Here is a 26,240-nt window from a genome sequence, read left to right as displayed (position 1 = left end):
CGCCGGCCCCGCACGGCCTCACGCACAGCTCACAGCTCACAGCTCACAGCTCACAGCTCACAGGAGGACCGCCGACATGAACGTGCTCGAAACGTCCGGCGTGCACCGGTCGTACGGCGGGGTGGTGGCGCTGCGCCCCACGGACTTCGCGGTGGCGCCGGGCACCGTGCACGCGCTACTCGGTGAGAACGGCGCCGGCAAGTCCACGCTGGTGAAGATCCTCGCCGGAGCGGTCGAGCCGGACAGCGGCCGGATCCTGCTCGACGGTGAGCAGGTGCGGTTCCGCGACACCGCCGACGCGGCCCGGCACGGTGTCGCCGTGGTGTCCCAGGAACTGAACCTGTTCCCTGACCTGGACGTCCTGGCGAACCTGTTCACCAAGCGGGAGCGGTTGCGCCGTGGTGTGCTGTTCGACCGGCGCGCGATGGCCGCCCAGGCCGGGCCGGTCCTCGCCGAGCTCGGTCTCGATGTCCCGCTGCGCGCCCCCGTCGGCGACCTGACCCTCGCACAGCGGCAGTTGGTCGAGATCGCCAAGGCCCTGCTGACCGAGCCGCGCGTGCTCATCCTCGACGAGCCGACCTCCGCCCTCGACGACCACGGCAGCCGGCGCCTGCTCGACGTACTCGACGTGCTGCGCCGACGGCAGGTGGCGGTCGTCTTCGTCTCGCACCTCCTCGAAGAGGTCATGCACCTCAGCGACCGGGTCACCATCCTGCGGGACGGAGAGGTGGTGCTGGCCGGGGCCGACCGGGCCGGCCTCACCATCGACGGCATCGTCCGGGCCATGCTGGGCGACCGGCTCCTCGCGGAGGAGGCTTCCGCCTGGCAGGACCACGGCGCAGCACCAGCACCAGCACCAGCACCAGCACCAGCACCAGCACCAGCACCAGCGGCGGTACCGGTCCCCGTTCCGGATCCGGATCCGGATCCGGCCGCAAGCCTGGAGGTGCACGGTGTCACGGTGCCCGGCGTGCTCGACGGCGTCGGTCTCACCGCGCGGGTCGGCGAGATCGTGGGGCTGGCCGGGGTCGCCGGGGCGGGCCACCAGACGCTGCTGGAAGTCGTCTCCGGGGTCCGCTCACCGTCCGCCGCCACGCTGCGACTGCCCGGCCAGGCCGGGGCCGGGGCTCCGCCGCACGGTCTGCGGCAGGCGGTACGCCGGGGCGTGGCCGTGGTCTCGGGCGACCGCCGGCTCGGGCTGATGCCGGACAAACCGATCTGGCAGAACATCGCGCAGGTGCGCTCGGTCGCCCTGGCCCGCGACGGCGCCGTGGTGCGCCGGTCGGAGCTGCGCCGGCGGGCGGCCGACCGGGTCGCCCGGCTGGCGGTCCGCACCTCCGGTGTCGAACAGGCCGCCGGGCTGCTCTCCGGCGGAAACCAGCAGAAGGTGGTCCTGGCGAAGTGGCTGGAGGCGTCACCGTCCACCCTGCTGCTCGACGACCCGACCCGCGGCGTCGACGTCGGCGCCAAGGCCGAGATGCACGAGCTGATCCGGAGCGCCTGCCAGGACGCCGTGGTGCTGCTGTGCTCGACCGATCTCGACGAGCTGGTCTCGCTCTGCCACCGGGTCCTGGTGTTCCGGCACGGCAGGGTGGCCGCCGAGCTGTCCGGTCCTGAACTGACCCGGCACCGTCTGCTCACCGAGATGAACACGGCCGACTGAACGACGCCGTCACCCCCGGGCTCACACCCCTAAGCCCACGGCCTCCGCCGTGATCGCCGCGGTCGCGAACGGGTCCCGGCTCAGCCGGTACTCGCGGGGCGACACCCCGTACGCGGCCTTGAAGATCCGACTGAAGTGGGCCGCGTCGAGGAAGCCCCAGTGCGCGCCGATGGCACTCACCGCCTGGTCGCGGCTGGCCGGCGCGACCAGGTCGCGGCGGCACTGCTCCAGCCGCCTCTCCCGGATCACCCGGGAGACCGAGGTGCCCTCGGCCCGGAACAGCTTGTGCAGATAGCCGACGGAAATGTGGCAGGCCGCCGCGACCGTCTCCGGATCAAGGTCCGGGTCGTCCAGCCGGTCCTCGATGAAGCAGTGCATCTTGGCCATGAGGGTGCGCCGGGGGTCGGTCGGCCGATGCCCGAGGACGGTGAGCAGGTCGGCGTAGAGCGTGCCGAGCAGGTCGATGACGTTGTCGGCCAGCCGCGCCGACTGGGCCCCGCCGATCTCGTCCAGCCGCTCGGCCAGATTCACCAGCAGCGGGGCCACCAGTGCGCCGATCCCGGTGCGGCCGGACACCTGGCGGGCGGTGAGCCGGCTGACCGCGTCGTAGCCCAGGCGGAGGTCGCGGTGCGGGAACATCAGCACGAGCAGTCGGCAGTTGTCGTCGAAGGACACCTCGTACGGTCGGCTGGTGTCGTAGAGCGCCAGGTCACCGGGGAGGAGCGAGGCCTGGCGGCCCTCCTGGGAGACCAGCACGTAGCCGCGCAACGGCATGCTCAGCTTGTAGTACGGCGTCTCGGTCCGGGCGATCTGCTGTTCGGTGCGCAGCGCGCGGTGCGGGCCGGCGGTCACCCGGCACACCGCCACGCTGCCCAGGAGGTCGGCGGAGATCTCGCCGCAGAAGGTGGCGGGATCGGAGAAGGTGAAATCGAGTGGGACGAAAGCCTCGGCGACGGCCGCGCGCCAGGCCTCCTCACGCTCTCGGGCAGAGACATCAGCGGTTCTCACCAGCACAGTCATGGCTACCTCACGTCCCATGAGGCCGGAGTCGGATCATAGGATCGTATGCGATATCACCTAGGATTAACACCCCCGAAGCAGTTCACCCGACGACAAGCACCGGCGCCGGTGGCACAAGCCGACGGACGCGGGCGGCCCGACACTCGGAGCACGAGGTGCCCGCACACCGGACGAGGACGGCGACGTGACCGACATGACTCCCCTGCAGATCATCGAAGACCACTACGCCGCGTCGGCGCGGGGCGATCTGGACGGCATGGTCGCCCCCTTCGCCCCGGACGTGGAGTGGACGGAGATGGCCGGCTTTCCGTACGCGGGCACCTACCACGGTCCCGCCGCCGTGCGGGAGGCGGTGTTCGAGCGGCTGGGCGTGGACTGGGCGGGCTACGAGGCGGTGCCGGAGCAGTTGGTGGACGACGGCGAGAGCGTGGTCGCGTTCGGCACCTACTCGGGCACCTACCGGGCGACCGGAAAGGCGATGCGGGCCCGGTTCGTGCACCACTGGACGGTACGCGACGGCCGAGTGGTCCGGTTCGAGCAGTTCACCGACACCCACCTGGTCCGCGCGGCGATGAGCTGACCGGCCGACCCCCGTCACACGGTGTAATTCATATATGATTTACCCCATGACCGCCCGTCAGCCGGACGCCGGCTCACCGCCTCCGAAGTCCGCCTCCCGGGTCGAGTTCGCCTACACCACCATCCGGGAACGCATCACCAGTGGCGTCTACGGCCCCGGCTACCGGCTCGTTCTCGACGAGTTGGCGCGCGAGCTGGGGGTCAGCCCGGTCCCCGTCCGCGAAGCGGTACGCCGGCTGGAGGCCGAGGGATACGTGGACTTCCAGCGCAACGTCGGCGCCCGGGTCGCCACGTTCGACAAGCAGGAGTTCGTGCAGACCCTCCATGTGGTCGCGCTGCTGGAGGGGTACGCCACCGCGCTGGCCGCCCCCCGCATGCGGCGCACCGACCTCGCCCGGGCCCGGAAGATCAACGGCCGGCTGCGGACGTCGCTCGACGACCTCGACCCGATCCTGTTCTCCGCACTGAACCGCGATTTCCACTTCACCATCTACGAGCGCTGCCCGAACCACCATGTGCGGGGGCTGCTGGAAGCCCAGTGGGCCCGGCTGGACACCATCCGCCGCTCGGTGTTCCTCTACGTCCCCGGCCGGTCCGCCTCCTCGGTCGCGGAGCACGCCGAACTGCTCGACCTCATCGCCGCCGGCGCCCCGGCGGAGCGCATCGAGCAGAAGGCCCGTGCGCACAAGCTGCACACCGGCGCGGCGGTGTCCGAAGCCGACGGCGGCACACCGCCGGCCTGACCGAGGCGGGCCGCCCTCCCGCCGGACCGCTTCCGCCTCGTCGGCGCGGCGAAGGTTCTCGGCAGCCCGGTTTCCTCACCGCCGGCATACGGCCCGGTGCCGTCGGGTGCTCGGCGCCCGCTCTGCGCATCCGGCTGTACGCGTCAGCGAACACGCGGCGAACCAGGCCCTGTTCGTGACCACGCGGCACACCACCGGCGCCGGTCCGGACGGCACGCCCCGCCAGGTGCCGCCCGGCCTGCGGGTCAGCGGCGACCGGCCAAAGACCGACCACTCGGCGTGGGCCCGCCACCCGATGCCGTCGTACGGGCCGCCGACACCGCACTCCTTCTGCCACTTCGCGTACGCCTTGAGGGTGACCGTCCCACAGGATCCGTACCCGGCCAGCGGTTTCCTACCGCCGGTACGTTACGCGCCCCGGTGCCGACGTAACCCCATTCCCCCGCAGCAACGTCTTCATCGTGTTCAACAGCGTGGACAACCCGGCGGTCGAGCCCTTTGCGGCGCCCGTACGGCGACCGGAGTTCATCGGAGCACGGGACTTCACCCCGGTGCGCTGACGCGTCGTTGGACGCAACGAGTCGGCCCGGCCCCTGAGAGGGGGCCGGGCCGATCCGTGTCACACCGCGCCCGCTACAACCAGGACAGCGACGCGGCCCGTTCCAGCACGTTCCGTACGGCCTCCTCGTCGCCCGTGGTGCCGCGCGGGACATCGTCCGGTGCGTACCGGCCGCCCACCAGGAGGCAGAAGTCGACCGGATCCAGGGTGAGTTCGGCTCCCACGGGCTCGTCCTCGGAGCCCAGCACCCACTGTTCGCCCCCGGTCACCGCGAACAGCACCGGGGGCGCGGTGGGTCCGAGGGCGAGGCCGAGGATGCGGACGGCCAGCCGCACCAGTTGCCCCAGGTGGTCGGCGGGCGGGGGCGGCACGGCCAGGCCCAGGGCGCGTCCGATGTCGTCGGTGTGGATCCACGTCTCGAAGGCCCGCACCAGGAAGTGCTCGGCGACGGGCAGCCGGACGCCCATCAACGTCGTTGCCCGCGCCGCCAGTTCGGGGTCGTGGGCCTCCGGTGCGGCGAGCAGCGCGGCGGCCTGCGCGGACCAGTCGGCGACCGTCTCGGCGGGTGTACGGCCGTACTCGTGCGCGATGACCTCGGAGGTACGACGGTTCCAGGCGCCCGCCCAGTCCGCCTCGCCCTCGCCCTCGCCCTCGACGGGCGTGCCCGGGACGCGCGGCCCGATGCCCAGGCGCCCGGCGAGCGGCTCGTCGGCGGCCAGGAGATGGGCGAGGGTCGCGTGCACGTCCCAGTCGTGCACGACCGGCATCGACCAACGGCCCTCCGCCTCGGACAGCAGCGCCTTCAGCCCGGCGACCGCGGCGGCGTAGGGGACGGCGTGCCCCGCCACCCGGGGCAGTACGGGGCGGGCGCGCAGGGCCGCGGACAGCACACCGGAGAGGTCCTGCGCGGACTCGGCGTACAGGTCGGCGGTGGGCGCGGCGTCCGGCTGCCCGTCCGCGCCGCTGCCCACGGGCCCGTCCAGGAGCCGTACCGTCTCCCGCAGCCGTTCCGCCTCGGCCGCGCAGGTCCCGCACTCGGCCAGATGGTCGGCGACCGTCTGACGCTCCTCGGGCGGGAGGGTGCCGAAGGCCCAGGCCGCGAGCAGGTCGCGGACCCTCTCGTGGTCGTCCTCGGTCACCCTGCGCCTCCTGTCGCCGGCAAGCAGTCTGCCGCCATCATGCGCCCCTTGCGAGCGCCGGGTCCGGCGGGTCGGCCAAAGAGTCGTCAGCCGGACAGGGAGTCCAGCAGACGGTCCACGTCGGCGGGGGTGTTGTAGAGGTGGAACGCGGCGCGCAGATGTCCGGCGCGGTCGGAGACCTCGACTCCGGCGGCGCTCAACTCCGGCTGTCGATGGCCGAGTCCGGGTACGGAGACGATGGGTGAGCCCGGGGCGGGGACGGGTTCGTGGCCGAGGGCGGCGAGGCCGGTGCGGAAGCGGTCGGCGAGGGCGAGGTCGTGGGCGCGGATGGTGTCCACGCCGAGTTCCTCGAGGAGTTCGAAGGAGCGGCGGGCGCCGGCGTAGGAGAAGAGAGCGGGGCTCTCGTCGAACCGCCGCGCGGAGTGGGCGAGTTCGTCGATGGGGCCGTAGCACGCGTCCCAGGGGCGTTCGCCCGCCACCCAGCCGGCGAACAGCGGGGTGAGTCCGCCGAGGTCCTCCGGGACGACCAGGAAGGCCACACCGCGCGGGCACACGAGCCACTTGAAGGCGACGCAGGCGCAGTAGTCGTATGTGTCGGCGTCGAGGTCCAGCCAGCCGACGGCCTGGGAGGCGTCGACATAGGTGCGTGCGCCGTACTCGCGTGCCGCCTGCCGGATCGCGGGCAGGTCGGCGATCCGGCCGTCGGCGGACTGGGCCGCGCTCACGGCCACCAGGGCGGTGCCGGGGCGGACGGACTCGGCGACGCGCTCCAGCGGCACGGCGCGGACCTTGAGGTCGGGGCGGACGTGGAAGGGGTTCACCACGGAGCTGAAGTCGCCCTCCGCGGTGAGGACTTCGGCGCCCTCGGGAAGGGAGGCGGCGATCAGTCCGCTGTATACGGCGACCGAGGCGCCGGCCGCGACGCGGTGCGGCGGTACGCCGGCGAGCCGCGCGAAGCAGGCGCGGCTCGCCTCCACGTCCCCGAACATGTCGGTCGGCTCGCCCGCGGCCGAGGCCGCCACGGCGGTGCGCAGGGCGGCGACGGTGCGGGCGGGTACCAGGCCGGTGCTGGCGGTGTTTAGATAGGTGTTCTTCGGGGCGAACTCGGCTCGGACGAGGCTCTCGAAGGTCTCCATGGGTCCACTGTGGGCCCGGGAGAGGTCCCGGTCCATTGCCGCATTGTGCGTGGGTTCGCGAAGGAACCCTTATGGATCGCGGCTGACCTGGTGTTTCAGTGCTGAGGCACCGCGCAGCCGTCGGGGCCGCAGGCGTCCGCGTCACCCTGGTCGATCAGCTTCAGCGGTGAGCGCTCGCCCCAGGCCTGGGTCAGCGCCTGGGCGAAGACCTCGGCGGGCTGGGCGCCGGAGACGCCGTACTTGCGGTCGAGGACGAAGAAGGGGACGCCGTTCGCGCCGAGCTGGGCGGCCTCGCGTTCGTCGGCGCGGACGTCGTCGGCGTAGGCGGTGGGGTCGGCGAGGACCTTGCGGGTGTCGCCGGCGTCCAGGCCGGCCTCGACGGCCAGCTCGACGAGCCGCTCGTCGCCCTCGGTGAACAGGGAGCGCTCCTCGGCGAAGTTCGCCTTGTAGAGGATCTGGATCAGCTCGTACTGCCTGCCCTGTTCCTTGGCGAAGTGGAGCAGGCGGTGCATGTCGAAGGTGTTGCCGTGGTCGCGGCCGCGAGTGCGGTACGCCAGGCCCTCGGCGGCGGCCTGGGCGCCGAGGTTGTCCTCGCCGGCCTCGGCCTGTGCCTCGCTCATGCCGTACTTCTTGGAGAGCATGGAGATCACGGTCTGCACGTCGCCCTTGGCGCGGCCCGGGTCCAGCTCGAAGGAGCGGTGCACCACCTCGACCTGGTCACGGTGCGGGAAGGCCTCGAGCGCCTTCTCGAAACGGGCCTTGCCGACATAGCACCAGGGGCACGCTATGTCCGACCAGATCTCGACCTTCATGTTCTCTCCAGCAGCTACGGGTGTGTACGGAGGCCGCCTCCGCCCGATCCCTGAACATTCAAGCAGCGGGGATCATTCCCGGGGTGCCTTCGGCTGCTCCAGCGCGTACCGCGGCGAGGGGTGTCTGTCCTCGGTCGGGGGTTCCGCCGGTTGTGCGGTGCTCGGCGTTGACGCCCGCCGCTGCGGGCGGACACCCCCCGCCACGTCCCCTTCCCGCCGTACGCGGCTGCTGGCGCGTCGCGGTTGCCGTCACGCGGCTGTGTCCGACGGCACGCGGCTGAACTGCGCCCGGTACGCCGTCGGGGTCAGGCCGGTGCGGCGGGTTATGTGGGTGCGGAGGGAGTCGGCGGTGCCGAGGCCGCAGGAGCGGGCCAGGCTGTCCATGGGGAGGGTAGTGGTCTCCAGGAGTTCCTTGGCGCGTTCGATGCGCTGGTGGAGGAGCCACTGGAGGGGGCTCACGCCGCTCTCCGCGTGGAAGCGCCGGGTGAGGGTGCGGACGCTGACGCCGGCGTGGCGCGCCAGGTCGGTGAGGGTGAGGGGCTTGTCGAGGTTCCGCATGGCCCAGCCCCGGGTGTCGGCGCAGGCCGTGCCGCGTTCCGGCGGCAGTGGGGTCTGCGTGAACTGGGTCTGGCCCCCGGGCCGTACAGGGGCGACCAGGGCGCGGCGGGCCACCTCGTTGGCGACGGCGGCGCCGTAGTCCGTGCGGATGACGTGCAGGCACAGGTCGATGCCGGCCGCGTACCCGGACGCCGTGACGTACGGCCCGTCCTGGACGTACAGCACGTCCGGCTGCAGGTCGACCTGCGGGTACCGCCTGCGCAGTTCCTCGGCGTGCGCCCAGTACGTCGTGGCCCTGCGCCCGTGCAGCAGGCCCGCCTCGGCGAGCTGGAAGGCGCCGGTGCACAGGGACGCGATCCGCTTGCCGCCGTCGGCCGCCTCACGGACGGCGGCGACGATGCGCGCGTCCGGCTCGTAGGGCGCGCCGGTGCCGGCGACGACCACGGTGTCCGCCTCACGCACCGCCTCCAGTCCGTGGGGCACGTACAGGTCGAGCCCTCCGCCGGTCGGGACGGGCCCCGGCTCGGCGGCGCAGATGACCACGTCGTAGCCCGGCCGCCCGGCCACCTCGACCTTACCGAAGAGCATCTCCGGGATGGCCAGGTTGAACAGCGAGACGGGCGAGGGCGCGATCACGGCGATGCGGTGCGGGGCGAGCCGCTCGGTCATGGCCAGAACCTCCGGACACCTGGCATTCGGGCCACTACTGTACGACGGCACACCCCCGCAGCATGGACGCATGTCGACCGACCAGACCCTCAGTGGTGAGCAAATCACCCGTATCGAAGGCGAGTTGGCGCCCAAGAGGCCCTCCCCCGCCCTCACCCTCACGGCCGCGCTCCTCGGCTTCGCGCTGATCACCCTCGACGCGTCCGTGGTGAACGTGGCCCTGCCCGCGATCGGTTCGGACTTCGGCGGCGGGATGTCCGCACTGCAGTGGGTGGTGGACGCGTACACCCTCGCCTTCGCCGCCCTGATGCTCTCCACCGGCGCCTTCGCGGACCGGGCCGGCGCGAGCCGCGCGTACGCGCTCGGCACCTCGGTGTTCACCGTGGCGTCGGTGGCCTGCGGACTGGCACCGGGCCTGCCGACGCTGATCGGGGCTCGGGTGGTGCAGGGCGCGGCGGCCGCGGTCGTCCTGCCGGCGTCGCTGGCACTGGTGCGACAGGCGTACGCGGACCCGGCGCGGCGGACCCGGGCTGTCGCGGCCTGGGGAGCCGGCGGTTCGGCGGCGCTGGCGCTCGGCCCGCTGGCGGGCGGTGCGCTGACCACGGCGTGGGACTGGCGGGCGATCTTCTTCGTCAACCTGCCGGTCGGCGCGGCCATTCTGCTGCTGCTTCTGAAGGCCCCGCGGTCACCGCGCCGTCCGGCCCCGCTGGACCTGCCCGGACAGGCGACCGCGGTGGTGGGTCTCACCGCTCTGACGTTCGCCGTGATCGAGGGCGGTCCTGCCGGGTGGGCGGCGCTGGGGGTGGTCGTCGCCGCCGCCGTCGCGTTCCCGCGGATCGAGGCCCGCACGGCGCATCCGGTCGTGCCGCTCGGTCTGTTCCGCAACCGGACCGTGGCCGTGACCGTGGCGGCGGGGGCCGCGGTCAGTGTGGCCTTCTACAGCATGGTGTTCGTCTTCTCGCTCTTCTTCCAGCAGGTGCAGCACCGTTCCCCGCTCTCCGCCGGGCTGATGTTCCTGCCGATGACGGGCCTGATCGGGGTGACCAACCTCCTGTCGGGCAAGCTGGCGGGCCGGTACGGCCCCCGGCTGCCGATGCTGGTCGGCCAGGGACTGGCGGCGGCGGGCTCGCTGCTTCTGCTGTACGTCGACGAGGGCACGCCCGCGTCCCTGGTGGCCGTGCTCCTCGTACCGCTGGCGCTGGGCTGCGCACTGACGGTTCCGCCGCTGACCGCCGCCATGATGGACGCCGTGCCCGCCGAACGGGCGGGGCTGGCGGCCGGGGTGCTCAACTCGGCGCGTCAGGTGGCCGGCGGCCTCGGGATCGCGGTGTTCGGGGCGCTGGTGGCGGGAGACTTCACGGGCGGGATGCGGCTGAGCCTGGTGATCGGGGCGTGCGTGCTCCTGCTGACCTTCGGACTCAGCTTCCGTCTCGCAGGTCGCGCGGCCAGTTCGGCCTGAACTCGAGGTGGTCGTAGGTCACCACGCACCCCTCCCCCATCGGCGACTGGGTCATGAAGCCGACCAGGGCCGCGTCCGTCTCCTTCTCGCCGCCCAGGGTGAACAGACGGACGAAGGTCCAGCGCCTGCCGTCGCGGGAGGCGTGGAAGGCGAAGGCGCGTCCGGTGCGGCTCACCCGGAGCCACACCGAACTGCCCTCGACGGTGAAGGAGTTGGCGTCGTCGGAGTGGCCCCGGGTGACCACCGTGCAGACGGTGGGCACGTCCGGGGAGTACTCCAGGCACAGCTTGGCCCAGGCCCGTTCGCCGACATGGACGTAGAGAACTCCCGCGTCGAACGCCCCGGCGAAGCCGACGGTGACCCGGGCTATCAGCTGGAAGTCCCCCTCCGGCCAGCCGAGCAGCCTCGGCGCGTCGGAGGCCGGCTCCAGCGCCTCCCCGGTGGGCGGGACGAACCGGTCCTGCCGGGGCCCGGCCCATCCGGTGAGCACTCCGTCCTCGTAGGACCAGTTGCCCTCGGGACCGTATGTGCGCAGGGCGAAGGGGAGTTCGGGAAGTTCGACGTCCATCCGGCGATTGTGTCAGGTGGGGTCGCTCACCGTTCGAGGCGGCCGTCGTAGCGGCGCGGGAGACCGAGCGGGTTGTCGTCCCGCAGCTCGGGCGGCAGCAGCGCCTCGGGCGCGCCCTGGTAGACAACCGGCCGCATCCAGCGCTCGATCGCCGTACCGCCGACGGACGTGGACGTCGAGGTGGTCGCCGGGTACGGGCCGCCGTGGTGCTGGGCCGGGGCGACGGCGACGCCCGTCGGCCAGCCGTTGACCAGCACGCGCCCGGCGAGCGGCGTCAGCTCGGCCAGCAGCTCCGCGCCGCGGCCCTCCCCGGCCGCCTCCTCGCTCGAGAGGTGGACCGTCGCCGTGAGGTTGCCGGGCAGCCGGGACAGCACGGACTGGACCTCGGCCTCGTCCTCGTAGCGGGCCACGACCGTCACCGGCCCGAAGCACTCCTCCAGGAGCAGGTCGTAGGCCCCCTCCTCGGCCAGCTTGTCCGCCGGCACCGTCAGGAAGCCCGCGCTCACCGTGTGCTCGCCGCCCGCGCCCGGGGTCACCGGCGACTCGACCTCGGGCAGTTCCGCACGCTCGGACACACCGGCGATGAAGTTGTCCCGCATCCGGTGGTCGAGCAGCACGCCCGGGTCGGTGTCGCTGACCGCGTCCGTGAGCGACTTCAGCAGCCGGTCCCCGGCCGCGCCGTTCGGTGCCAGCACCAGGCCGGGCTTCACACAGAACTGGCCGACCCCGAGCGTCATGGAGCCGGCGAGTCCGGTGCCGATCGTCTCGGCCCGCTCGGCCGCCGCCGCCTCGGTCACGACGACGGGGTTCAGCGAGCCCAGCTCACCGTGGAAGGGGATCGGGTTGGGACGGGCCGCGGCCGCGTCGAAGAGGGCACGGCCGCCTCGTACGGAACCGGTGAAGCCGGCCGCGGCGACCAGCGGGTGCTTGACCAGCTCGACGCCCGCCTCGAAGCCGTGGACCAGGCCGACGACGCCCTCGGGGATGCCGTGCGCCGCGGCGGCCCGGCGCAGCACCTTGGCGACCAGCTCGGACAGGCCCGGGTGGTCGGGGTGCGCCTTGACGACGACCGGGCAGCCGGCGGCCAGCGCGCTCGCGGTGTCACCGCCGGCGACGGAGAAGGCGAAGGGGAAGTTGGAGGCCGAGTAGACGGCGACGACGCCCAGGGGGACCTTGTAGCGGCGCAGGTCCGGGATGGGCGGGGTCGCGGTGTCGTCGGGGTGGTTGATGATCACGTCGAGGAAGGCGCCCTCGTCGACGATGTCCGCGAAGGCCCGCAGCTGGAAGCAGGTGCGGGCGAGTTCGCCGGTGAGCCGGACCGGGCCGAGCGCGGTCTCCGCGTCGGCGGTCTCCACGAGGCCGTCCCTGGCCGCCTCGAGCTGCTCCGCGGCGGTGCGCAGGAACGCCGAGCGGACGGCGCGGTCGGCGAGGGAGGCGCGTGCCGCGTGGGCGGCGCGGACGGTGGCGTCGACCTCCTGTGCTGTGGCCTCCACCGCAACCTGTTCACGCTGCTTCCCGGTTCGGGGGTCGACACTCCAGACTGGTGCTGCTGCCACCGCGGGTCCCTCCAGGTATATCCGGGTCATTCACCAGGGTCGTTCGATATACTGAACGCTGTCTCTGATGATGAATATGCTGTTGGAGACTATATCTTCGGTTTCTCGTCCAACGAAGGGGTCAAGGGCGATGTCGGCAGCCGAGACAAACGGCGGGGCGCAGGTCAAGTCCGCGGTGCGGACCGTGGAACTGCTCGAATACTTCGCCGGTCGTCCCGGCATGCACTCACTCGCGTCGGTCCAGGAGGCCGTCGGGTATCCCAAGTCCAGCCTCTACATGCTTCTGCGCACGCTGGTGGAGCTGGGCTGGGTGGAGACGGACGCGACGGGCACGCGGTACGGCATCGGGGTGCGGGCGCTGCTGGTCGGCACGTCGTACATCGACGGCGACGAAGTGGTCGCGGCGGCCCGGCCCACGCTGGACCGGCTCTCGGACGACACCACGGAGACCATCCACCTGGCGCGGCTGGACGGCACCAACGTCGTCTACCTGGCCACCCGCCAGTCGCAGCACTACCTGCGCCCCTTCACGCGCGTGGGCCGCCGCCTCCCGGCGCACTCGACCTCCCTGGGCAAGGCGCTGCTGAGCACCTACACCGACGAGCAGGTCCGCAAGATGCTCCCGGAGACGCTGCCGGCGCTCACCGAGAACACCATCACCGACCGGGAGAGGCTCATCGAGGAGCTGCACCAGGTGCGGGAGCAGGGCATCGCCGTCGACCGCGAGGAGAACACGCTGGGGCTGCGCTGCTTCGGCGTGGCGATCCCCTACCGCACCCCGGCCCGTGACGCGATCAGCTGCTCGGTTCCGGTGGCCCGTCTCACCCCCGCCCACGAACAGATGGTCAAGGACGCCCTGTTCGACGCCCGCGACCGACTCACCCTGGCGACCAGGAGGCTCTGACACCTAGGCTCGGGGCCCATGGATGTCGTACTGCGGGACGTGCACGACAGTGATCTGCCGGTCTTCTTCCGGCAGATGAACGATCCCGAGGCTCTGTGGACGGCCGCGTTCACGCCGAAGGATCCCGCCGACCGGGAGGCGTTCGACGCCCACTGGAAACGGGTGCGGGCCTCCGCGGACGTGCTGCGGACCATCCTGGTCGACGGTGACGTGGTGGGCAGCGCGGCGGTGTACGGGGAGCCGGGCGAGCGTGAGGTCACCTACTGGGTGGACCGGGCGTACTGGGGGCGCGGGGTGGCCACGGCGGCGCTGAGGGGGCTGCTGGCCGAGGTGCCGGAGCGGCCGCTGTACGCCCGCGCGGCGGCGGACAACACCGGATCGCGGCGCGTGCTGGAGAAGTGCGGCTTCCGCCTCACGTCGACGGCGACGGGCTTCGCCAACGCGCGGGGCGAGGAGATCGACGAGGTCGTGATGACGCTGCGCGGCTGACCGCGCTTCCTGAGCGTCCGATGAGAATCCGGGACGGAGGGAACGTCCGCTCCGTCCCGCTCGTCTTCCTGACCGGGATGAACAAGACGATCAGGCGGACCTCCGTCTTCGTGCTGCTCCTGGTGTGCGCTCTGCTGATCAGGGCGACCTGGGTGCAGTTCTACGACGGCAAGGCCCTCGCGGACGACAAGGACAACCGGCGCAACGCGATCGAGACGTACGCGGAGCCTCTCGGGAACATCATCGTGGCCGGCGACTCGATCACCGGCTCCGCACGCACGACGGGCGGCGACCTCGCGTACAAGCGCACGTACAGATACGGCCCGCTGTACGCGGCGGTGACCGGCTATGCCTCGCAGGCCTACGCGCCGACCCAGCTGGAGGGCATCTACCAGGACCTCCTCAACGGCACGGACAGCCGGCTCAAGACCGTGATGGACACGGTCACCGACCAGCGGGCCGCACCCGGCAACGTGGTCACGACGATCGACCCGGACGTGCAGAAGGCGGCGTACGACGCGCTCGGCGACAAGAAGGGCGGGGCCGTCGCGATCGACCCGTCCACCGGCAGGATCCTCGCGGTCGTCTCGACGCCGTCGTACGACCCGACGTCACTCACGGACGCCAACACCGCGGGGACCGCCTGGAAGAAGCTGAACGCGGACCCGGACAAGCCGCTCACCAACCGCGCGCTGCGCCAGCCCCTGCCGCCGGGCTCGACGTTCAAGCTGGTCGTCGCGGCGGCCGCGCTGGAGGACGGCCTGTACTCGTCGGTGGACGTGCGCACGGACAGCCCGGATCCGTACACGCTGCCGGGCACCACACGCGACCTGTCCAACGAGAACCCGTCCGCGCCCTGTACGAACGCCTCGATCCGCACCGCGCTGGAGTACTCCTGCAACAACGTCTTCGCGAAGATGGCCTTCGACCTGGGCCAGGACAAGGTGCGGGCGATGGCGGAGAAGTTCGGCTTCAACGACACGAAGCAGGACGTACCGGTGCGGGCATACACCAGCGTCTACCCGTCCGACATGGACAAGTCGTCCACGGCCCTGACGGGCATCGGTCAGTACGACGTCACCGCGACCCCGCTCCAGATGGCCATGGTGTCCGCCGCCATAGCCGACGGCGGCAAGCTGGTCTCGCCGCACATGGTCTCGCAGATCACCGACAGCGGCGGCGACGTGCTGAAGAACTACGACGACGACGCCGGAACGAAGCGGATCATCAGCTCCTCCACCGCCGCCCAACTCCAGTCCGCCATGCAGACGGTGGTGGACAAGGGCACGGGTACGAACGCGCAGATACCGGGCGTGACGGTGGGCGGCAAGACCGGCACCGCCCAGCACGGCGAGAACAACAGCCAGACCCCGTACGCCTGGTTCACCTCCTACGCCAAGGCGGGCGGAAAACAGGTCGCCGTGGCGGTGGTCGTCGAACAGTCCGACGCGGCCCGCTCGGAGGTGAGCGGCAACGGCCTGGCAGCCCCCGTGGCGAAGGCGATGATGAAAGCAGCTCTCCGCTAGAAGACGCCGTGAACTGGGGCGCCCCGCAAGGGGCGCTCTTCACTTCACTCCGAGAACCTGCTCCACAGGGTCGATCGCGAAGTACAAGACGAACAGCGCCGTAACCCCCCACAACAGCCAGTGCACCTCCCGCGCCTTCCCGAGCACCGCCTTGATCAGCACATACGCGATGAACCCCGCCCCGATGCCATCCGTGATCGAGTAGGTGAACGGCATCGCGGCGATGGTCAGGAACGCCGGGATGGCGATCTCGTACCGGTCCCAGTCGATGTGCTTGACGTGGGTCATCATCAGGAAGCCCACGGCGATCAGCGCGGGCGCGGCCGCCTGGAGCGGCACGATCGTCAGCAGCGGCGTGAGGAAGAGCGCGAGCCCGAACAGCCCGCCCGTGATCAGGTTCGCGAACCCGGTCCGCGCCCCCTCGCCCACACCCGCCGCGGACTCGATGTACGCGGTGTTGGAGGAGGCCGACCCCAGGCCGCCGGCGACCGCCGCCGCGCCGTCGATGAACAGCACGCGGCCGATCCCCGGCACCTGCCCCTGCTCGTCCAGCAGCCCGGCCTCCGCGCTGATGCCCACGATCGTGCCCATGGCGTCGAAGAAGTCGGACAGGATCAGCGTGAACACCAGCAGGACGGCCGTGAGGATGCCCGCCTTCGCGAACCCGCCGAACAGGCTGAAGTGACCGATGAGTCCGAAGTCGGGCGTGGAGACGATCTTGTCGGGCACGTGCGGGGTGGTCAGACCCCAGCTCTTGATGTCGGCCACCGCGTCGATGATGATCGCGACGATCGTCATGGTCACGATGCTGATCAGGATCGCGCCCTTCACCTTGCGCGCGAGCAGCGCGATGGTGAGGAGCACGCCGAGGCAGAACACCAGCACCGGCCACCCCGTCAGCCGGCCGACCGCGCCCAGCTGCACCGGCACGGTGGTCCGGGCAGCGTCGGGGATACGGCTGACGAATCCCGCGTCGACGAACCCGATGAACGCGATGAAGAGCCCGATGCCGACCCCGATGGCCTGTTTCAGCTGCTGCGGGATGGCGTCCATGATCGCCCTGCGGAGCCCGGTGACGACCAGCACGCAGATCAGGATGCCCTCGAGGACGACGAGGCCCATCGCGTCGGACCAGCTCATCAGCGGGGCCAGCTGGAAGGCGACAACGGCGTTGAGGCCGAGGCCCGCGGCGATGGCGAGCGGAAGGTTGCCGCCGACGCCCATGATGATCGTCATCACACAGGCCACCAGCGCGGTGGCGGTGACGAGTTGGCCGGTGTCGAGCTGGTGGCCGAACTTGTCCTTCGCGCTGCCCAGGATGATGGGGTTCAGGACAAGGATGTAGGCCATCGTGAAGAACGTGGCGAAGCCGCCGCGTATCTCCCGGCCGAAGGTGGATCCCCGCTCGGAGATCCGGAAGAACCGGTCGACACCGTTCGCCCCTGGCGGCGCGGCACTTGGCCGGTCGGCCGCCTTCTTCGTGTCGGACATGGCGGGTGCTCCTCGTGGGCTGATTGATCGTGTGCGGATGCTGGCTGGAGTGTTCCCGCGTTGAACCTCTTTCAGGTCCCTTTCGGGTTACGGAATCGATCGCCCCGTCACACCGTGTTCGAAGCCCCGTACGAAACCGGACAACGACCACTGCTACGCTTCCGGATCTCGCCCGGGCGCGCCCCGGAAGATCACATGTCATTCACGTGACACACACAGGAAGGGTGCCCATGGGCACTGTCGTCGACGACGCGGCCTCCATGGAGTTCCATGCCTTCTTCGAGCGGCACTACGCCGAACTGTCCCGGCTCGCCCATCTGTTGACCGGCGAGGCGGACGCGGCCGACGATCTGACCGCGGACGCGCTGCTCGCCCTGTGGCACCGCTGGGACCGCGTGCGCGCGGCCGATCACCCGGTCGCCTACGCCCGTGGAGTCGTCGCCAACCTGGCCCGCACCCGGATCCGCGGTGCCGTGCGCGAGCGCCGGCGGATCTCGCTGTTCTGGTCGCAGCGTGAGGAGAAGACCGAGAATCCGGACATAGCCGGCGTGGTCGATGTGCGGGAGGCCCTGCGCAGGCTGCCGTTCCGCAAGCGGGCGTGTGTGGTGCTGCGGCACGCGTTCGATCTGTCGGAGAAGGACACCGCGCTCGCCCTGGGTGTTTCCGTGGGTACGGTTAAGTCCCAGACGTCCAAGGGAATGGCCGAGCTGCAGAAGATCCTCGGTTCCCGGGGCGCTCCACAGAAGGTGCACGCGGCGATGACGCGCGGTGGCGAGACCGGAGGAACGGACCGATGAGGCAGCAGGACGTGCACGACGAGCTGCGCGCCCGGCTGCACGAGGCGGCCGACGCGCACGAGCCGGACCGGGCCCGCATCCTGGCCCGCGTCGAGCGGGGCATGACCCGCCAGGACCGCCGCGACCACCGGGCGACCCGTCCCCCGGTGTGGGGCTGGGCCCGGGTCGTGGGTGCGACGGCCGCGGTCGCCGGCATGCTCGCCGTCGGCGGGTACGCGGTGGCGTCGGCAGTCAAGGACGACCGGCCCACCCGGCAGCAGACGGTCGAGACCTCGCCGACGCCCACACCGTCACCGGACGCCTCCAGTCGGGCCCCGCTGCCGCCGGTGGACCCGGGCCCGAGCCGGGCCTCGGGGACGACGCACCGGCCGAGCGGCACCCCGTCCACCGCGCGGCCCTCGGCCTCGGTCTCCGTCCTGCCGTCCGCCGGCGGGGAGAGCGACGGCCCGCTGTGGTCGGACGGTTCGGTCAACCCGCACAGCAACGACTTCTGGGCGCAGAGCGACGTCACGCTCAAGACCCAGGAGCAGCTCACCGCCCTGACCATCCGGTTGAAGGTCGCTGAGAGCGGCGGGGTGAGCTCGACCGGGGCCTGGCGCTCGCTGCCGGAACAGGACTTCACCTTCACGGTCGGCGAGCAGGACGGGTTCCTGGTCTACACCTGGGTGCTCAAGGCAGGCCGTACGGTCCCCAAGGGCGAGTGGGTGTTCGCCGGGCAGTACAACCACCAGCGCGGCGGCCGGGACGCCAGGGGCGACTCGTACACGATCAACGCGACGGCGGACGGCGATCGGCGGGCCGTGGGCGGCGACTTCGCGGCGCACACCTCCGGCGAGGGCGACTCGTAAGAAAACCTGCGACGGGCGGCAACCCTTTTGCTCCGCTGCGGCAACCAGGAAGCGCAAGGGTCCCTCGACGACTGGGTTTCGGCCATTCCCACAGCGCCCTCACAGCCCTCGACGCGCTCTCTCACCACGGGTTCGTACCGGGGAAACAACCACACCTTCACTTTCAGCGTCCCTTCCAGTGCGTGGAAGACGGACGTACGTCAGTACAACGTACTGAAGCTTGACGTGGTGAGCGGTTCGGGCGGCACAGGGTTTCTGAGCGCCGGGACCTCGTTCGACTGCATGGACCTGCTGGCCTGAGCCCCCCTCGGCCAGCAGCCGCCGACTGAGCCCCCATCGTCGGCGAAGGGACGCCCCGCCGGTGACGACCGGCGGGGCGTCCGTGTCTCCACCGGCGCGTCCGTTCATGCCCGCGCCGATGGCGGGGCCCCCGTGGTGAGGAAGGTGGTCGCCGGGACCCAGTTGTTCGCGGCGGAGACGGTGTGGGAACTCAGCTTGCGGAGCCGGCGGGCAGCCGGGAGCCGTCGATCCGCACCTTCTCGCTGCCGTGAGCACGCAAGGTGATCCGGTCCGAACTCGTACCGCTCGCCGCGTTCCTCACGGCCGCCTCCAGTTGCGCGGTCTTCGCCACGGTGACCGTCGTCGTCGCGGCCTGGGCACCGCCGTTACGCGCTCCGGTCGCCTCCGTGGCCGAAAGAGGTTGCCGTGGAACAGGAAATCCCTTGAAACTCTCATGGAGCCACATCGCACCGAACAGAAACAGTCACATTCCGACAGGATTGCCTGTGAACCACCCCAAGTACGCCGGCTACCTCTTCGTCTACTTCACCGGCGAGGACACCGCCGACGGCGAACAGATCCGCTACGCCCTCAGCCGTGGCGACGACCCGCTGCACTGGCGGGAGCTGAACCAGGGCAGGCCCGTCCTCGCCTCCGACGTCGGTGAGAAGGGTCTGCGCGATCCGTTCGTGATCCGCTCTCCCGAGGGCGACAGGTTCTACCTGATCGCGACGGACCTGCGCATGTACGGCGACAGCAGCGGAAGCTGGGACGAGGTCCAGCGGCACGGCAGCACGTCGGTCATGGTCTGGGAGTCCACCGACCTGGTCCACTGGACCGACCGGCGCCTGGTGCGGGTCGCCCCGGACAACGCGGGCAACGTCTGGGCACCGGAGGCCTGCTGGGACGACTCCCTCGGCGAGTACGTCGTCTTCTGGGCGTCGAAGCTGTACGCCGACGACGATCCGGCCCACACGGCCGACACCCACAACCGGATGATGTACGCGACCACGAAGGACTTCCGCACCTTCGGCGCGCCCCGGATCTGGTCCGACCCCGGCCACTCGGTGATCGACTCGACGGTGATCCGGCACGGGGACACCTACTACCGCTTCACCAAGGACGAGCGCGACCCGTCCTCCGGCTCCCCCGGCTCGAAGTTCATCACCGCGGAGAAGTCGACGAGCCTGACGGCGACCACGTACGACTTCGTCGGTGACCGCATCGGCGGTGGGTCGATCGAGCATGGTGAGGGGCCGACGGTCTTCCGGTCCAACACCGAGGAGAAGTGGTACCTGTTCGTCGACGAGTACGGCGGGCGCGGTTACGTCCCCTTCGAGACCACCGACCTCGACTCCGGCACCTGGACGATGTCCGTCAACCACCAGCTGCCCACAAGTCCCCGCCACGGCACGGTACTTCCGGTGACGCGCGAGGAGTACGACCGGCTGCTGGCCGCGTACCCCGCCACTCCCGCGTCGGTGGTGGACGTGACGGCGGCGGGTCAGCGGGCGTACGCCGTCCTCACGGAGGCGTCCTCGAAGGTCGTGCTACCGATGGAGCCGGACGCCGAGCTCTCCCGTCTCGCACCGGAGTTGGCGGTGGCCGAGGGTGCGACCCTGATCCCCGCGTCCGGTACGGCCCGCGACTTCCGCACCCCGCGGACGTACACCGTGACCGCCGCCGACAACAGCACCCGCACCTGGACCGTCGAAGCCGTCCGCACCGGCGGTCCGCTTCTGCCCGGCCTGACCGCCGATCCGGACGCGCACCATCTGGACGGCCGGTACTGGATCTTCCCGACGACGGACGGCAACCCGGGCTGGGGCAGCACCAGTTTCCGGGCGTACTCCTCGCCGGACCTGGTCCACTGGGAGGACCACGGGGTCGTTCTCGATCTGGGGACGGACGTCTCCTGGGCGGACTCGTACGCGTGGGCGCCCACGATCGCCGCGCGCGACGGCAGGTACTACTTCTACTTCTGCGCCGAGCAGCAGATCGGCGTTGCGGTGGCCGACTCGCCGGCCGGCCCTTTCACGGACGCACTGGGTGAACCGCTGGTCGCCAAGGGGCGGTTCAGCGGCCAGATGATCGACCCGGCCGTCTTCACCGACGACGACGGGACGTCGTACCTCTACTGGGGCAACGGGCACGCGTACGTCGTGCCGCTGAACGACGACATGACCTCCTACGACCCGTCGAAGGTCGAGGAGATCACCCCGCGCGACTTCCGCGAGGGTTCCTTCGTCGTCAAGCGCGAGGGCACGTACTACTTCATGTGGTCCGAGGACGACACCCGCAGCGAGGACTACCACGTGGCCTACGCGACGGGACCGTCCCCGCTCGGCCCGTGGACCGAGCGGGGGACGATCCTGTCCAAGCGCCCCGAGTACGGCATCCTGGGCACCGGCCACCACTCCGTGGTGAAGGTGCCCGGCGCCGACGAGTGGTACGTCGTCTACCATCGGTTCGCCCTGAACGGCCCCGGAAGACCCGGCGGGGACGGCATGCACCGGGAGACGACCGTCGACCGGCTGTGGTTCGCCGCGGACGGTACCCTTCAGCCGGTCGTGCCGACCCTGGAGGGCCTCAGCTGACGAAGTACGTCGGGTTCGGCAGCTTGTACGTGCGGTCGGCGTAGCCGCCGTCCAGGTCGGAGTACTGGTCGCCGAAGTTGGCGACGATCTCGTACCCGAGGTCGTCCTCGATGTGCTTGCGCGTGCCGGACTTGTACTGCACGGTCGTGCAGGTCCAGGTGGCGGGGGTGGCGCAGGAGCTCAGGTAGGACGGCGGGTTGGCCTTGTCCTTGAGGAACATGTGCGCGGCGTCGAGGTTCACGTCGGCGCCGATCTTCTTCAGGTTCTCGACGGCGGCCGCACGCTGCGCCTCGCTCAGACCGGAGTTGTAGAAGACCTCGACCCCCTTCTTCGCCGCGTACTGGACCAGCTCGGCGCTGCCGAACACGCCCGGGCGGTCCGCCTTGTTCACGTAGTCGGCCCAGGTGGTGCCGTTGTACGTGTAGTTGTAGCGCTTCTCGTAGTCGAGGCTGAGCAGCAGCGTGTCGTCGATGTCGAAGACGACGGCGGGCTTCTCGCCCCGGTGGTGCGCCTTGCGGGCCGCCTGGTCGATGTACTTGCGGGCGGCGGCGTCGATGTGCGCCAGGTCCGTGGCGTACGGGCTGGTCGGGGACGCCTGGTACACGCCCCCCGCGTCCGCCGTGGTGCCGTAGTAGGTGTCGATGTCCTTCACCAGGAGCCCGATGTTGTAGGGCTCGTGCGTGGAGTTCGCGGTGGACTGACCGGCCGTGGCCGCGCCGGCGCCGTACAGGGCGGCACCGGCGAGGGCACAGGTGGCGGCGACGGCCACGAAACGCAGTGACTTATGCATGACAGGTTTCTACGCGCGTCACCGACCTTCCGTCAACGTTCAGTTCATCGTGGCACCGCGTACTGCCGGTGGTCAGGAACGTGGTGGCCGGCAGGGAGCCGTCCGACGTGCGGGCGTTGTAACAGCTCGACGCCTCCGTCGAGCTGAAGGCCGGCGTCGAGATCCTTGATCGCGTTGGTCAGGTCGGTCGAGTTGCGACCGCCTGGGTGCCGGTGATGGAGTCAGCCCGCGTACGGGTCGGCGACCTTGCCGGGACGGGCCAGGAACTCGAAGTCGCAGCCCGTGTTCGCCTGGGTGATCTGGTCGTTGTAGAGCGCGCCGTAGCCGCGCTCGTACCGGGTGGGCGGCGGCGTCCACTCCGCCCTCCGGCGCTCCAGCTCCTCGTCGTCCACGTTGAGCTGGAGGGTGCGTGCCTCGACGTCGAGGGTGATCGAGTCGCCGGTGCGGACCAGGGCCAGCGGCCCGCCGACGTACGACTCGGGCGCGATGTGCAGGGCGCACGCGCCGTAACTCGTGCCGCTCATCCGGGCGTCGGAGATCCGGACCATGTCCCGCACGCCCTGCTTCAGCAGGTGGTCCGGGATCGGCAGCATGCCGTACTCGGGCATACCGGGGCCACCCTTGGGTCCGGCGCCCCGCAGCACCAGCACGCTGTCGGCGGTGATGTGCAGCCCGGGGTCGTTGATGGTGCGTTGCATGGCCTTGTAGTCGTCGAAGACGACCGCGGGGCCGGTGTGCTTGAGCAGGTGCGGCTCGGCGGCGATGTGCTTGATGACGGCGCCGTCGGGGCAGAGGTTGCCACGCAGGACGGCGACCCCGCCCTCGGCGGCGACCGGGTTGTCGCGGGTGCGGATGACGTCGTCGTCGTGGACGGCGGCGCCCTCGATCTGCTCCCCCAGGGTGCCGTTGACCGTCGGCCGGTCCAGGTGCAGCAGATCGGTGATCCGGGAGAGGAAGGCGGGCAGACCGCCGGCGAAGTAGAAGTCCTCCATGAGGTACGTCCGTCCGCCGGGCCGGACGTTCGCCAGCACCGGCACGGTCCGGGCGATGCGGTCGAAGTCGTCCAGGGTGAGCGGCACTTGGCAGCGTCCGGCCATCGCGATCAGGTGGATGACGGCGTTGGTGGAGCCGCCGAGTCCGAGCACCGTGGTGACGGCGTCCTCGAAGGCGTCAGGGGTGAGGATCTCCGACGGCTTCAGCCCCGTCCAGGCGAGCTCCACGGCCCGGCGTCCGGAGGCGGCGGCCATCCGCTCGTGCCCGGAGTCGACGGCCGGGATGGAGGATGCGCCCGGCAGCGTCATGCCGAGGGCCTCCGCCGCCGCGGTCATCGTCGACGCGGTCCCCATGGTCATGCAGTGACCGGGCGAACGCGCCAACCCGCCCTGCAGCTCCCGCAGTTCGCAGTCGGTCAGATTGCCGGCACGGTGCTCGTCCCAGTACTTCCACATGTCGGTGCCGGAGCCGAGGGTCTCGCCACGCCAGTGCCCGGGCAGCATCGGACCCGCGGGCACGAAGAGGGACGGCACGTCGGCGGAGGCGGCGCCCATGAGCAGCGCGGGTGTCGACTTGTCGCAGCCGCCGAGCAGAACCGCCGCGTCGACCGGGTAGGAACGCAGCAGCTCCTCCGTCTCCATCGCGAGCAGGTTGCGGTAGAGCATCGGCGTCGGCTTCTGGTACGTCTCGGAGAGCGTGGCGACCGGGAATTCCAGCGGGAACCCGCCGGCCTGCCACACGCCCCGCTTGACCGCCTCGGCCCGCTCGCGCAGATGGACATGGCAGGGGTTGATGTCCGACCAGGTGTTGAGGACGGCGATCACCGGGCGGCCCCGGTACTCCTCCGCCTCGTAACCGAGCTGGCGCATCCGGGCGTTGTGCGACCAGGTGCGCAACTGGCCCTCGGTGCCGTACCACTGGTGGCTGCGCAGGTCCTCCGGGCTCAGGCGCGCTCTGCCGGTCATATCGACCACCCCGCGGCGATCGCGGCGACCTCGGCGCGCTCGTCCTCCGGGAGCGTGCGGCTCGGCGGGCGGACGTCCCGGCGGCACAGACCGAGGGAGGCCAGGGCCTCCTTGACGACGGTGACGTTGTTGGCGGAACCGTGGGCCGCGCGCAGTTCCTCGAAGCGGCGGATCTGCTCCCAGACCTTCATGGCGGCCGGGTAGTCACCGGATCGAAGCGCTTCAATCATGTTCAGCGAAACGGACGGGGCGACGTTCACCAGGCCGGAGGTGAAGCCGGTGGCGCCCGCCGAGAAGTACGAGGGCGCGTACGGCTCCGCGAGCCCCGCCACCCACACGAACCGGTCGAGCCCCGCGTCCCGCGCGAAGGCGGCGAACCTGGCGGCGTCCGGCACCGCGTACTTGACGCCGATGACGTTCGGGCAGTCATCGGCGAGCTCGGCGAGGCGGAAGCCGGACAGCTGGGCGTTGCGGATGTAGGGGACGACGCCCAGTTCGGGGACGGCCGCGGCGATGGCGCGGTGGTAGTCGACCCAGCCGGCCTGGGAGACGTACGGGTGGACGGGCTGGTGGACCATGACCATCCGGGCGCCCAGCTCCCGGGCGTGGCGGGCGGAGGCGACGGCGGTGGGGACGTCGTGGCCGACGCCGACGAGGATCGCGGCCCGGTCGCCGGCCTCCTCGACGGTCAACTCGGTGACCAGGCGGCGCTCTTCGGCGGTGAGCGCGTAGAACTCGCCGGTGTTGCCGTTCGGGGTGAGGATCCGCACCCCGCCCTCCAGCAGCCGACGCAGCAGGGCCCGGTGGGCCTCCTGATCGACGGAGCCGTCCGCGGCGAACGGGGTCACCGGGATCGCCACCACGTCGGCCAGGGCCGCCCGCGCGGTCTCGAACGTCACGCTGCTCATGCCTGCCCTTCCTCTTCCGTCGCCTGGGGGAACGCTCGCCGCACGAAGGACGCGATGTGCTCGTGGAGGGCCCGCGCGGCGCCGTCCGCGTCACCGTCGAGGGCGAGCCGAAGGATCTCCCGGTGCTCGCCGGCCTCCCGCTCCCAGGAGGGCGAGGCGGCCCAGGCCACGGCCGAGACGAGGGCGGCCTGGTCGCGGACCTCGTCGAGCATGCGGCCGAGCAGCGGGTTGCCGCAGGGCAGATACAGGGCGCGGTGGAACTCCCGGTTGGCCAGGGACCGTTCGGCGGTGTCGGTCGCGTCGTCGGCGCGGGTCAGCGCGTCCCTGGCGGCGTCGAGGGGGGCGCCCCGGCGCACGGCCCGATTGAGCGCCTCGGGTTCGAGAAGCAGTCGTACGTCGTAGACCTCGCGCGCCATGTCCGCGTCCACCATGCGCACCGTGACGCCCTTGTACTGGCTCATCACGACCAGTCCGGTCCCGGCCAGGGTCTTGAGCGCCTCCCGCACCGGGGTCTTGGACACCCCGAACTGTGCGGCGAGTTCGGTCTCCACCAGGGCCTGACCCGGCGTCAACCGCCCGGTGAGGATGCGGCGTTTGATCTCCTCCAGCACGAACTGCGTGCGGGAGGGGATCGGCGTGGGCACAGAGGTCATGCGCGCCTCTCGGAAGTCACGTATCAGATCTCGGGTATCTGATCTCGCGTATCACGTCTCATATATGACGTACGAAGTACGACGCGTTGAACGTAGGAGGAGGCACCGGGTTCGTCAATGCTACGGACAGAACTGCCTCTGACTGAGCGGGACTACGGCGTCCAGCCCGGGTCCCGTCCGCTGAGCCCCACCGCCCGGTCGAACAGCGAGCAGTCGGGACAGGGCGTCCGCGCCGCCGGCTCACGGTTTCCGGGTTCTGAGGGGTGGACCGCCCGTCCCGCGGAAACTCGTCGCACGCCGGGCGCCGTCCTCGCCGTACGGATTCCCTCGGCGGTCGTCCGGCCCCGGTGCACGACGTTCCACGCGGTGTGCGGCAGCCGGCCGATGCCGACGATCGTCCAGGAGGCGAGGCCGCGGTAGGCGACGTAGGTGCAGCCGCCGCCCCGGGACCGCCGACAGGTTCCGACGAGTTTCCGCCGCCGCGCGATAAGGCACTTGCCTCATGCCTCTTCCGGGGCCTTAGGCCCACGATGGCCAGG

General features: G+C 71.0%; 23 protein-coding genes and 3 pseudogenes. 12 read left to right on the top strand and 14 right to left on the bottom strand.

Features of this window, described 5'->3' with window-relative positions; all coding sequences use genetic code 11:
• The first annotated feature begins 76 nt into the window (after positions 1 to 76).
• Positions 77 to 1,663 (top strand): sugar ABC transporter ATP-binding protein, encoded by a 1,587-nt coding sequence (locus tag ABZ453_RS27595; protein WP_359018759.1) that lies wholly within the window; start codon positions 77 to 79, stop codon positions 1,661 to 1,663.
• 21 nt (positions 1,664 to 1,684) lie between these two features.
• Here the strand turns inward: ABZ453_RS27595 and ABZ453_RS27590 are convergent, their stop codons facing one another.
• Complete coding sequence (locus tag ABZ453_RS27590; RefSeq protein WP_359018757.1) at positions 1,685 to 2,683, bottom strand: helix-turn-helix domain-containing protein; 999 nt, start codon at positions 2,681 to 2,683, stop codon at positions 1,685 to 1,687.
• Positions 2,684 to 2,876: 193 nt separating this feature from the next.
• On the opposite strand from ABZ453_RS27590, the gene ABZ453_RS27585 reads away from it, so the two are divergent.
• The 3 genes and pseudogenes from ABZ453_RS27585 to ABZ453_RS27575 all read left to right on the top strand — a co-directional run.
• Entirely contained in the window at positions 2,877 to 3,263 is a 387-nt protein-coding gene (locus ABZ453_RS27585; RefSeq protein ID WP_359018901.1) for a nuclear transport factor 2 family protein, read from the top strand.
• 46 nt (positions 3,264 to 3,309) lie between these two features.
• Complete coding sequence (locus ABZ453_RS27580; RefSeq protein WP_359018755.1) at positions 3,310 to 4,005, top strand: GntR family transcriptional regulator; 696 nt, start codon at positions 3,310 to 3,312, stop codon at positions 4,003 to 4,005.
• 425 nt (positions 4,006 to 4,430) lie between these two features.
• Positions 4,431 to 4,565: pseudogene (locus tag ABZ453_RS27575) on the top strand (ectoine hydroxylase); the annotation flags it as partial.
• A gap of 73 nt (positions 4,566 to 4,638) precedes the next feature.
• Here ABZ453_RS27575 and ABZ453_RS27570 read toward each other — a convergent pair.
• From ABZ453_RS27570 to ABZ453_RS27555, 4 genes are all read right to left on the bottom strand, one after another.
• Complete coding sequence (locus tag ABZ453_RS27570) at positions 4,639 to 5,703, bottom strand: maleylpyruvate isomerase family mycothiol-dependent enzyme (RefSeq protein WP_359018753.1); 1,065 nt, start codon at positions 5,701 to 5,703, stop codon at positions 4,639 to 4,641.
• Positions 5,704 to 5,789: 86 nt separating this feature from the next.
• Entirely contained in the window at positions 5,790 to 6,839 is a 1,050-nt protein-coding gene (locus tag ABZ453_RS27565) for an aminotransferase class V-fold PLP-dependent enzyme (RefSeq protein ID WP_359018751.1), read from the bottom strand.
• Positions 6,840 to 6,934: 95 nt separating this feature from the next.
• Entirely contained in the window at positions 6,935 to 7,651 is a 717-nt protein-coding gene (locus ABZ453_RS27560) for a DsbA family oxidoreductase (RefSeq protein ID WP_359018749.1), read from the bottom strand.
• A gap of 249 nt (positions 7,652 to 7,900) precedes the next feature.
• Positions 7,901 to 8,878, bottom strand: coding sequence for a helix-turn-helix domain-containing protein (locus ABZ453_RS27555; protein WP_359018747.1), 978 nt, complete (start codon positions 8,876 to 8,878; stop codon positions 7,901 to 7,903).
• Positions 8,879 to 8,948: 70 nt separating this feature from the next.
• On the opposite strand from ABZ453_RS27555, the gene ABZ453_RS27550 reads away from it, so the two are divergent.
• Complete coding sequence (locus ABZ453_RS27550; protein ID WP_359018745.1) at positions 8,949 to 10,337, top strand: MFS transporter; 1,389 nt, start codon at positions 8,949 to 8,951, stop codon at positions 10,335 to 10,337.
• On the opposite strand, the gene ABZ453_RS27545 is transcribed toward ABZ453_RS27550, so the two are convergent.
• Together ABZ453_RS27545 and ABZ453_RS27540 are read right to left on the bottom strand one after the other, a co-directional pair.
• Entirely contained in the window at positions 10,297 to 10,905 is a 609-nt protein-coding gene (locus tag ABZ453_RS27545) for a DUF1349 domain-containing protein (RefSeq protein ID WP_359018743.1), read from the bottom strand. The genes ABZ453_RS27550 and ABZ453_RS27545 overlap by 41 nt on opposite strands.
• Positions 10,906 to 10,931: 26 nt before the next feature.
• Positions 10,932 to 12,461: an aldehyde dehydrogenase (NADP(+)) gene (locus ABZ453_RS27540; protein WP_359018741.1), complete on the bottom strand. Its 1,530-nt coding sequence runs from the start codon at positions 12,459 to 12,461 to the stop codon at positions 10,932 to 10,934.
• A gap of 130 nt (positions 12,462 to 12,591) precedes the next feature.
• On the opposite strand from ABZ453_RS27540, the gene ABZ453_RS27535 reads away from it, so the two are divergent.
• The 3 genes from ABZ453_RS27535 to ABZ453_RS27525 all read left to right on the top strand — a co-directional run bounded on the left by ABZ453_RS27535 (position 12,592) and on the right by ABZ453_RS27525 (position 15,380).
• Positions 12,592 to 13,365, top strand: coding sequence for an IclR family transcriptional regulator (locus ABZ453_RS27535; RefSeq protein ID WP_359018739.1), 774 nt, complete (start codon positions 12,592 to 12,594; stop codon positions 13,363 to 13,365).
• Between the two features lie 18 nt (positions 13,366 to 13,383).
• On the top strand, positions 13,384 to 13,854 hold the full coding sequence (locus tag ABZ453_RS27530; protein ID WP_359018736.1) for a GNAT family N-acetyltransferase: 471 nt from the start codon (positions 13,384 to 13,386) through the stop codon (positions 13,852 to 13,854).
• Between the two features lie 77 nt (positions 13,855 to 13,931).
• A complete protein-coding gene (locus tag ABZ453_RS27525; RefSeq protein WP_359018899.1) occupies positions 13,932 to 15,380 on the top strand; it encodes a penicillin-binding transpeptidase domain-containing protein in 1,449 nt (482 codons plus the stop codon).
• A gap of 39 nt (positions 15,381 to 15,419) precedes the next feature.
• On the opposite strand, the gene ABZ453_RS27520 is transcribed toward ABZ453_RS27525, so the two are convergent.
• Positions 15,420 to 16,871: an NCS2 family permease gene (locus tag ABZ453_RS27520; RefSeq protein WP_359018734.1), complete on the bottom strand. Its 1,452-nt coding sequence runs from the start codon at positions 16,869 to 16,871 to the stop codon at positions 15,420 to 15,422.
• 230 nt (positions 16,872 to 17,101) lie between these two features.
• Here ABZ453_RS27520 and ABZ453_RS27515 point away from each other — a divergent pair, with 230 nt between their 5' ends.
• The 3 genes and pseudogenes from ABZ453_RS27515 to ABZ453_RS27505 all read left to right on the top strand — a co-directional run.
• The gene (locus ABZ453_RS27515) at positions 17,102 to 17,668 is read left to right on the top strand and encodes a SigE family RNA polymerase sigma factor (RefSeq protein WP_359018732.1); all 567 of its coding nucleotides are present in this window, start codon (positions 17,102 to 17,104) and stop codon (positions 17,666 to 17,668) included.
• Entirely contained in the window at positions 17,665 to 18,516 is an 852-nt protein-coding gene (locus ABZ453_RS27510) for a hypothetical protein (protein WP_359018730.1), read from the top strand. The genes ABZ453_RS27515 and ABZ453_RS27510 overlap by 4 nt, the downstream gene beginning before the upstream one ends.
• A 54-nt stretch (positions 18,517 to 18,570) precedes the next feature.
• Positions 18,571 to 18,816, top strand: a pseudogene (locus tag ABZ453_RS27505) (polysaccharide lyase family protein); the annotation flags it as partial.
• 199 nt (positions 18,817 to 19,015) lie between these two features.
• Here the strand turns inward: ABZ453_RS27505 and ABZ453_RS27500 are convergent.
• Positions 19,016 to 19,183 (bottom strand): annotated as a pseudogene (locus ABZ453_RS27500) (pectate lyase); the annotation flags it as partial.
• Positions 19,184 to 19,295: 112 nt separating this feature from the next.
• Here ABZ453_RS27500 and ABZ453_RS27495 point away from each other — a divergent pair.
• Positions 19,296 to 21,392 carry a family 43 glycosylhydrolase gene (locus ABZ453_RS27495; protein ID WP_359018728.1) on the top strand — a complete coding sequence of 699 codons (2,097 nt, stop codon included), beginning with the start codon at positions 19,296 to 19,298 and terminating at the stop codon, positions 21,390 to 21,392.
• On the opposite strand, the gene ABZ453_RS27490 is transcribed toward ABZ453_RS27495, so the two are convergent.
• The 5 genes from ABZ453_RS27490 to ABZ453_RS27470 form a co-directional block, all read right to left on the bottom strand.
• Positions 21,385 to 22,182, bottom strand: coding sequence for an HAD family acid phosphatase (locus ABZ453_RS27490; RefSeq protein WP_359018726.1), 798 nt, complete (start codon positions 22,180 to 22,182; stop codon positions 21,385 to 21,387). The genes ABZ453_RS27495 and ABZ453_RS27490 overlap by 8 nt on opposite strands.
• A gap of 221 nt (positions 22,183 to 22,403) precedes the next feature.
• Entirely contained in the window at positions 22,404 to 24,140 is a 1,737-nt protein-coding gene (araD, locus tag ABZ453_RS27485; protein ID WP_359018724.1) for an L-arabinonate dehydratase, read from the bottom strand.
• Positions 24,137 to 25,048, bottom strand: coding sequence for a dihydrodipicolinate synthase family protein (locus ABZ453_RS27480; protein ID WP_359018722.1), 912 nt, complete (start codon positions 25,046 to 25,048; stop codon positions 24,137 to 24,139). Before ABZ453_RS27480 ends, araD begins: the two co-directional genes overlap by 4 nt.
• Positions 25,045 to 25,701: a GntR family transcriptional regulator gene (locus tag ABZ453_RS27475; RefSeq protein ID WP_359018720.1), complete on the bottom strand. Its 657-nt coding sequence runs from the start codon at positions 25,699 to 25,701 to the stop codon at positions 25,045 to 25,047. The genes ABZ453_RS27480 and ABZ453_RS27475 overlap by 4 nt, the downstream gene beginning before the upstream one ends.
• 152 nt (positions 25,702 to 25,853) lie before the next feature.
• The gene (locus tag ABZ453_RS27470; protein ID WP_359018897.1) at positions 25,854 to 26,189 is read right to left on the bottom strand and encodes a DUF6010 family protein; all 336 of its coding nucleotides are present in this window, start codon (positions 26,187 to 26,189) and stop codon (positions 25,854 to 25,856) included.
• Positions 26,190 to 26,240 lie beyond the last annotated feature (51 nt).

It is taken from the genome of Streptomyces sp. NPDC005799 (assembly GCF_040630525.1).
In the GTDB taxonomy this organism is placed as follows: Bacteria; Actinomycetota; Actinomycetes; order Streptomycetales; family Streptomycetaceae; genus Streptomyces; species Streptomyces griseorubiginosus_B.
This window is presented reverse-complemented; position numbering and strand designations above follow the sequence as displayed.

Coding starts and splice junctions, on each gene's coding strand:
- ABZ453_RS27520 (WP_359018734.1), bottom strand. CDS start 16,871: ATGTCCGACACGAAGAAGGCGGCCGACCGGCCAAGTGCCGCGCCGCCA.
- ABZ453_RS27555 (WP_359018747.1), bottom strand. CDS start 8,878: ATGACCGAGCGGCTCGCCCCGCACCGCATCGCCGTGATCGCGCCCTCG.
- ABZ453_RS27515 (WP_359018732.1), top strand. CDS start 17,102: ATGGGCACTGTCGTCGACGACGCGGCCTCCATGGAGTTCCATGCCTTC.
- ABZ453_RS27585 (WP_359018901.1), top strand. CDS start 2,877: ATGACTCCCCTGCAGATCATCGAAGACCACTACGCCGCGTCGGCGCGG.
- ABZ453_RS27535 (WP_359018739.1), top strand. CDS start 12,592: ATGTCGGCAGCCGAGACAAACGGCGGGGCGCAGGTCAAGTCCGCGGTG.
- ABZ453_RS27475 (WP_359018720.1), bottom strand. CDS start 25,701: ATGACCTCTGTGCCCACGCCGATCCCCTCCCGCACGCAGTTCGTGCTG.
- araD (WP_359018724.1), bottom strand. CDS start 24,140: ATGACCGGCAGAGCGCGCCTGAGCCCGGAGGACCTGCGCAGCCACCAG.
- ABZ453_RS27530 (WP_359018736.1), top strand. CDS start 13,384: ATGGATGTCGTACTGCGGGACGTGCACGACAGTGATCTGCCGGTCTTC.
- ABZ453_RS27545 (WP_359018743.1), bottom strand. CDS start 10,905: ATGGACGTCGAACTTCCCGAACTCCCCTTCGCCCTGCGCACATACGGT.
- ABZ453_RS27590 (WP_359018757.1), bottom strand. CDS start 2,683: ATGACTGTGCTGGTGAGAACCGCTGATGTCTCTGCCCGAGAGCGTGAG.
- ABZ453_RS27525 (WP_359018899.1), top strand. CDS start 13,932: ATGAACAAGACGATCAGGCGGACCTCCGTCTTCGTGCTGCTCCTGGTG.
- ABZ453_RS27595 (WP_359018759.1), top strand. CDS start 77: ATGAACGTGCTCGAAACGTCCGGCGTGCACCGGTCGTACGGCGGGGTG.
- ABZ453_RS27490 (WP_359018726.1), bottom strand. CDS start 22,182: ATGCATAAGTCACTGCGTTTCGTGGCCGTCGCCGCCACCTGTGCCCTC.
- ABZ453_RS27580 (WP_359018755.1), top strand. CDS start 3,310: ATGACCGCCCGTCAGCCGGACGCCGGCTCACCGCCTCCGAAGTCCGCC.
- ABZ453_RS27480 (WP_359018722.1), bottom strand. CDS start 25,048: ATGAGCAGCGTGACGTTCGAGACCGCGCGGGCGGCCCTGGCCGACGTG.
- ABZ453_RS27565 (WP_359018751.1), bottom strand. CDS start 6,839: ATGGAGACCTTCGAGAGCCTCGTCCGAGCCGAGTTCGCCCCGAAGAAC.
- ABZ453_RS27560 (WP_359018749.1), bottom strand. CDS start 7,651: ATGAAGGTCGAGATCTGGTCGGACATAGCGTGCCCCTGGTGCTATGTC.
- ABZ453_RS27550 (WP_359018745.1), top strand. CDS start 8,949: ATGTCGACCGACCAGACCCTCAGTGGTGAGCAAATCACCCGTATCGAA.
- ABZ453_RS27510 (WP_359018730.1), top strand. CDS start 17,665: ATGAGGCAGCAGGACGTGCACGACGAGCTGCGCGCCCGGCTGCACGAG.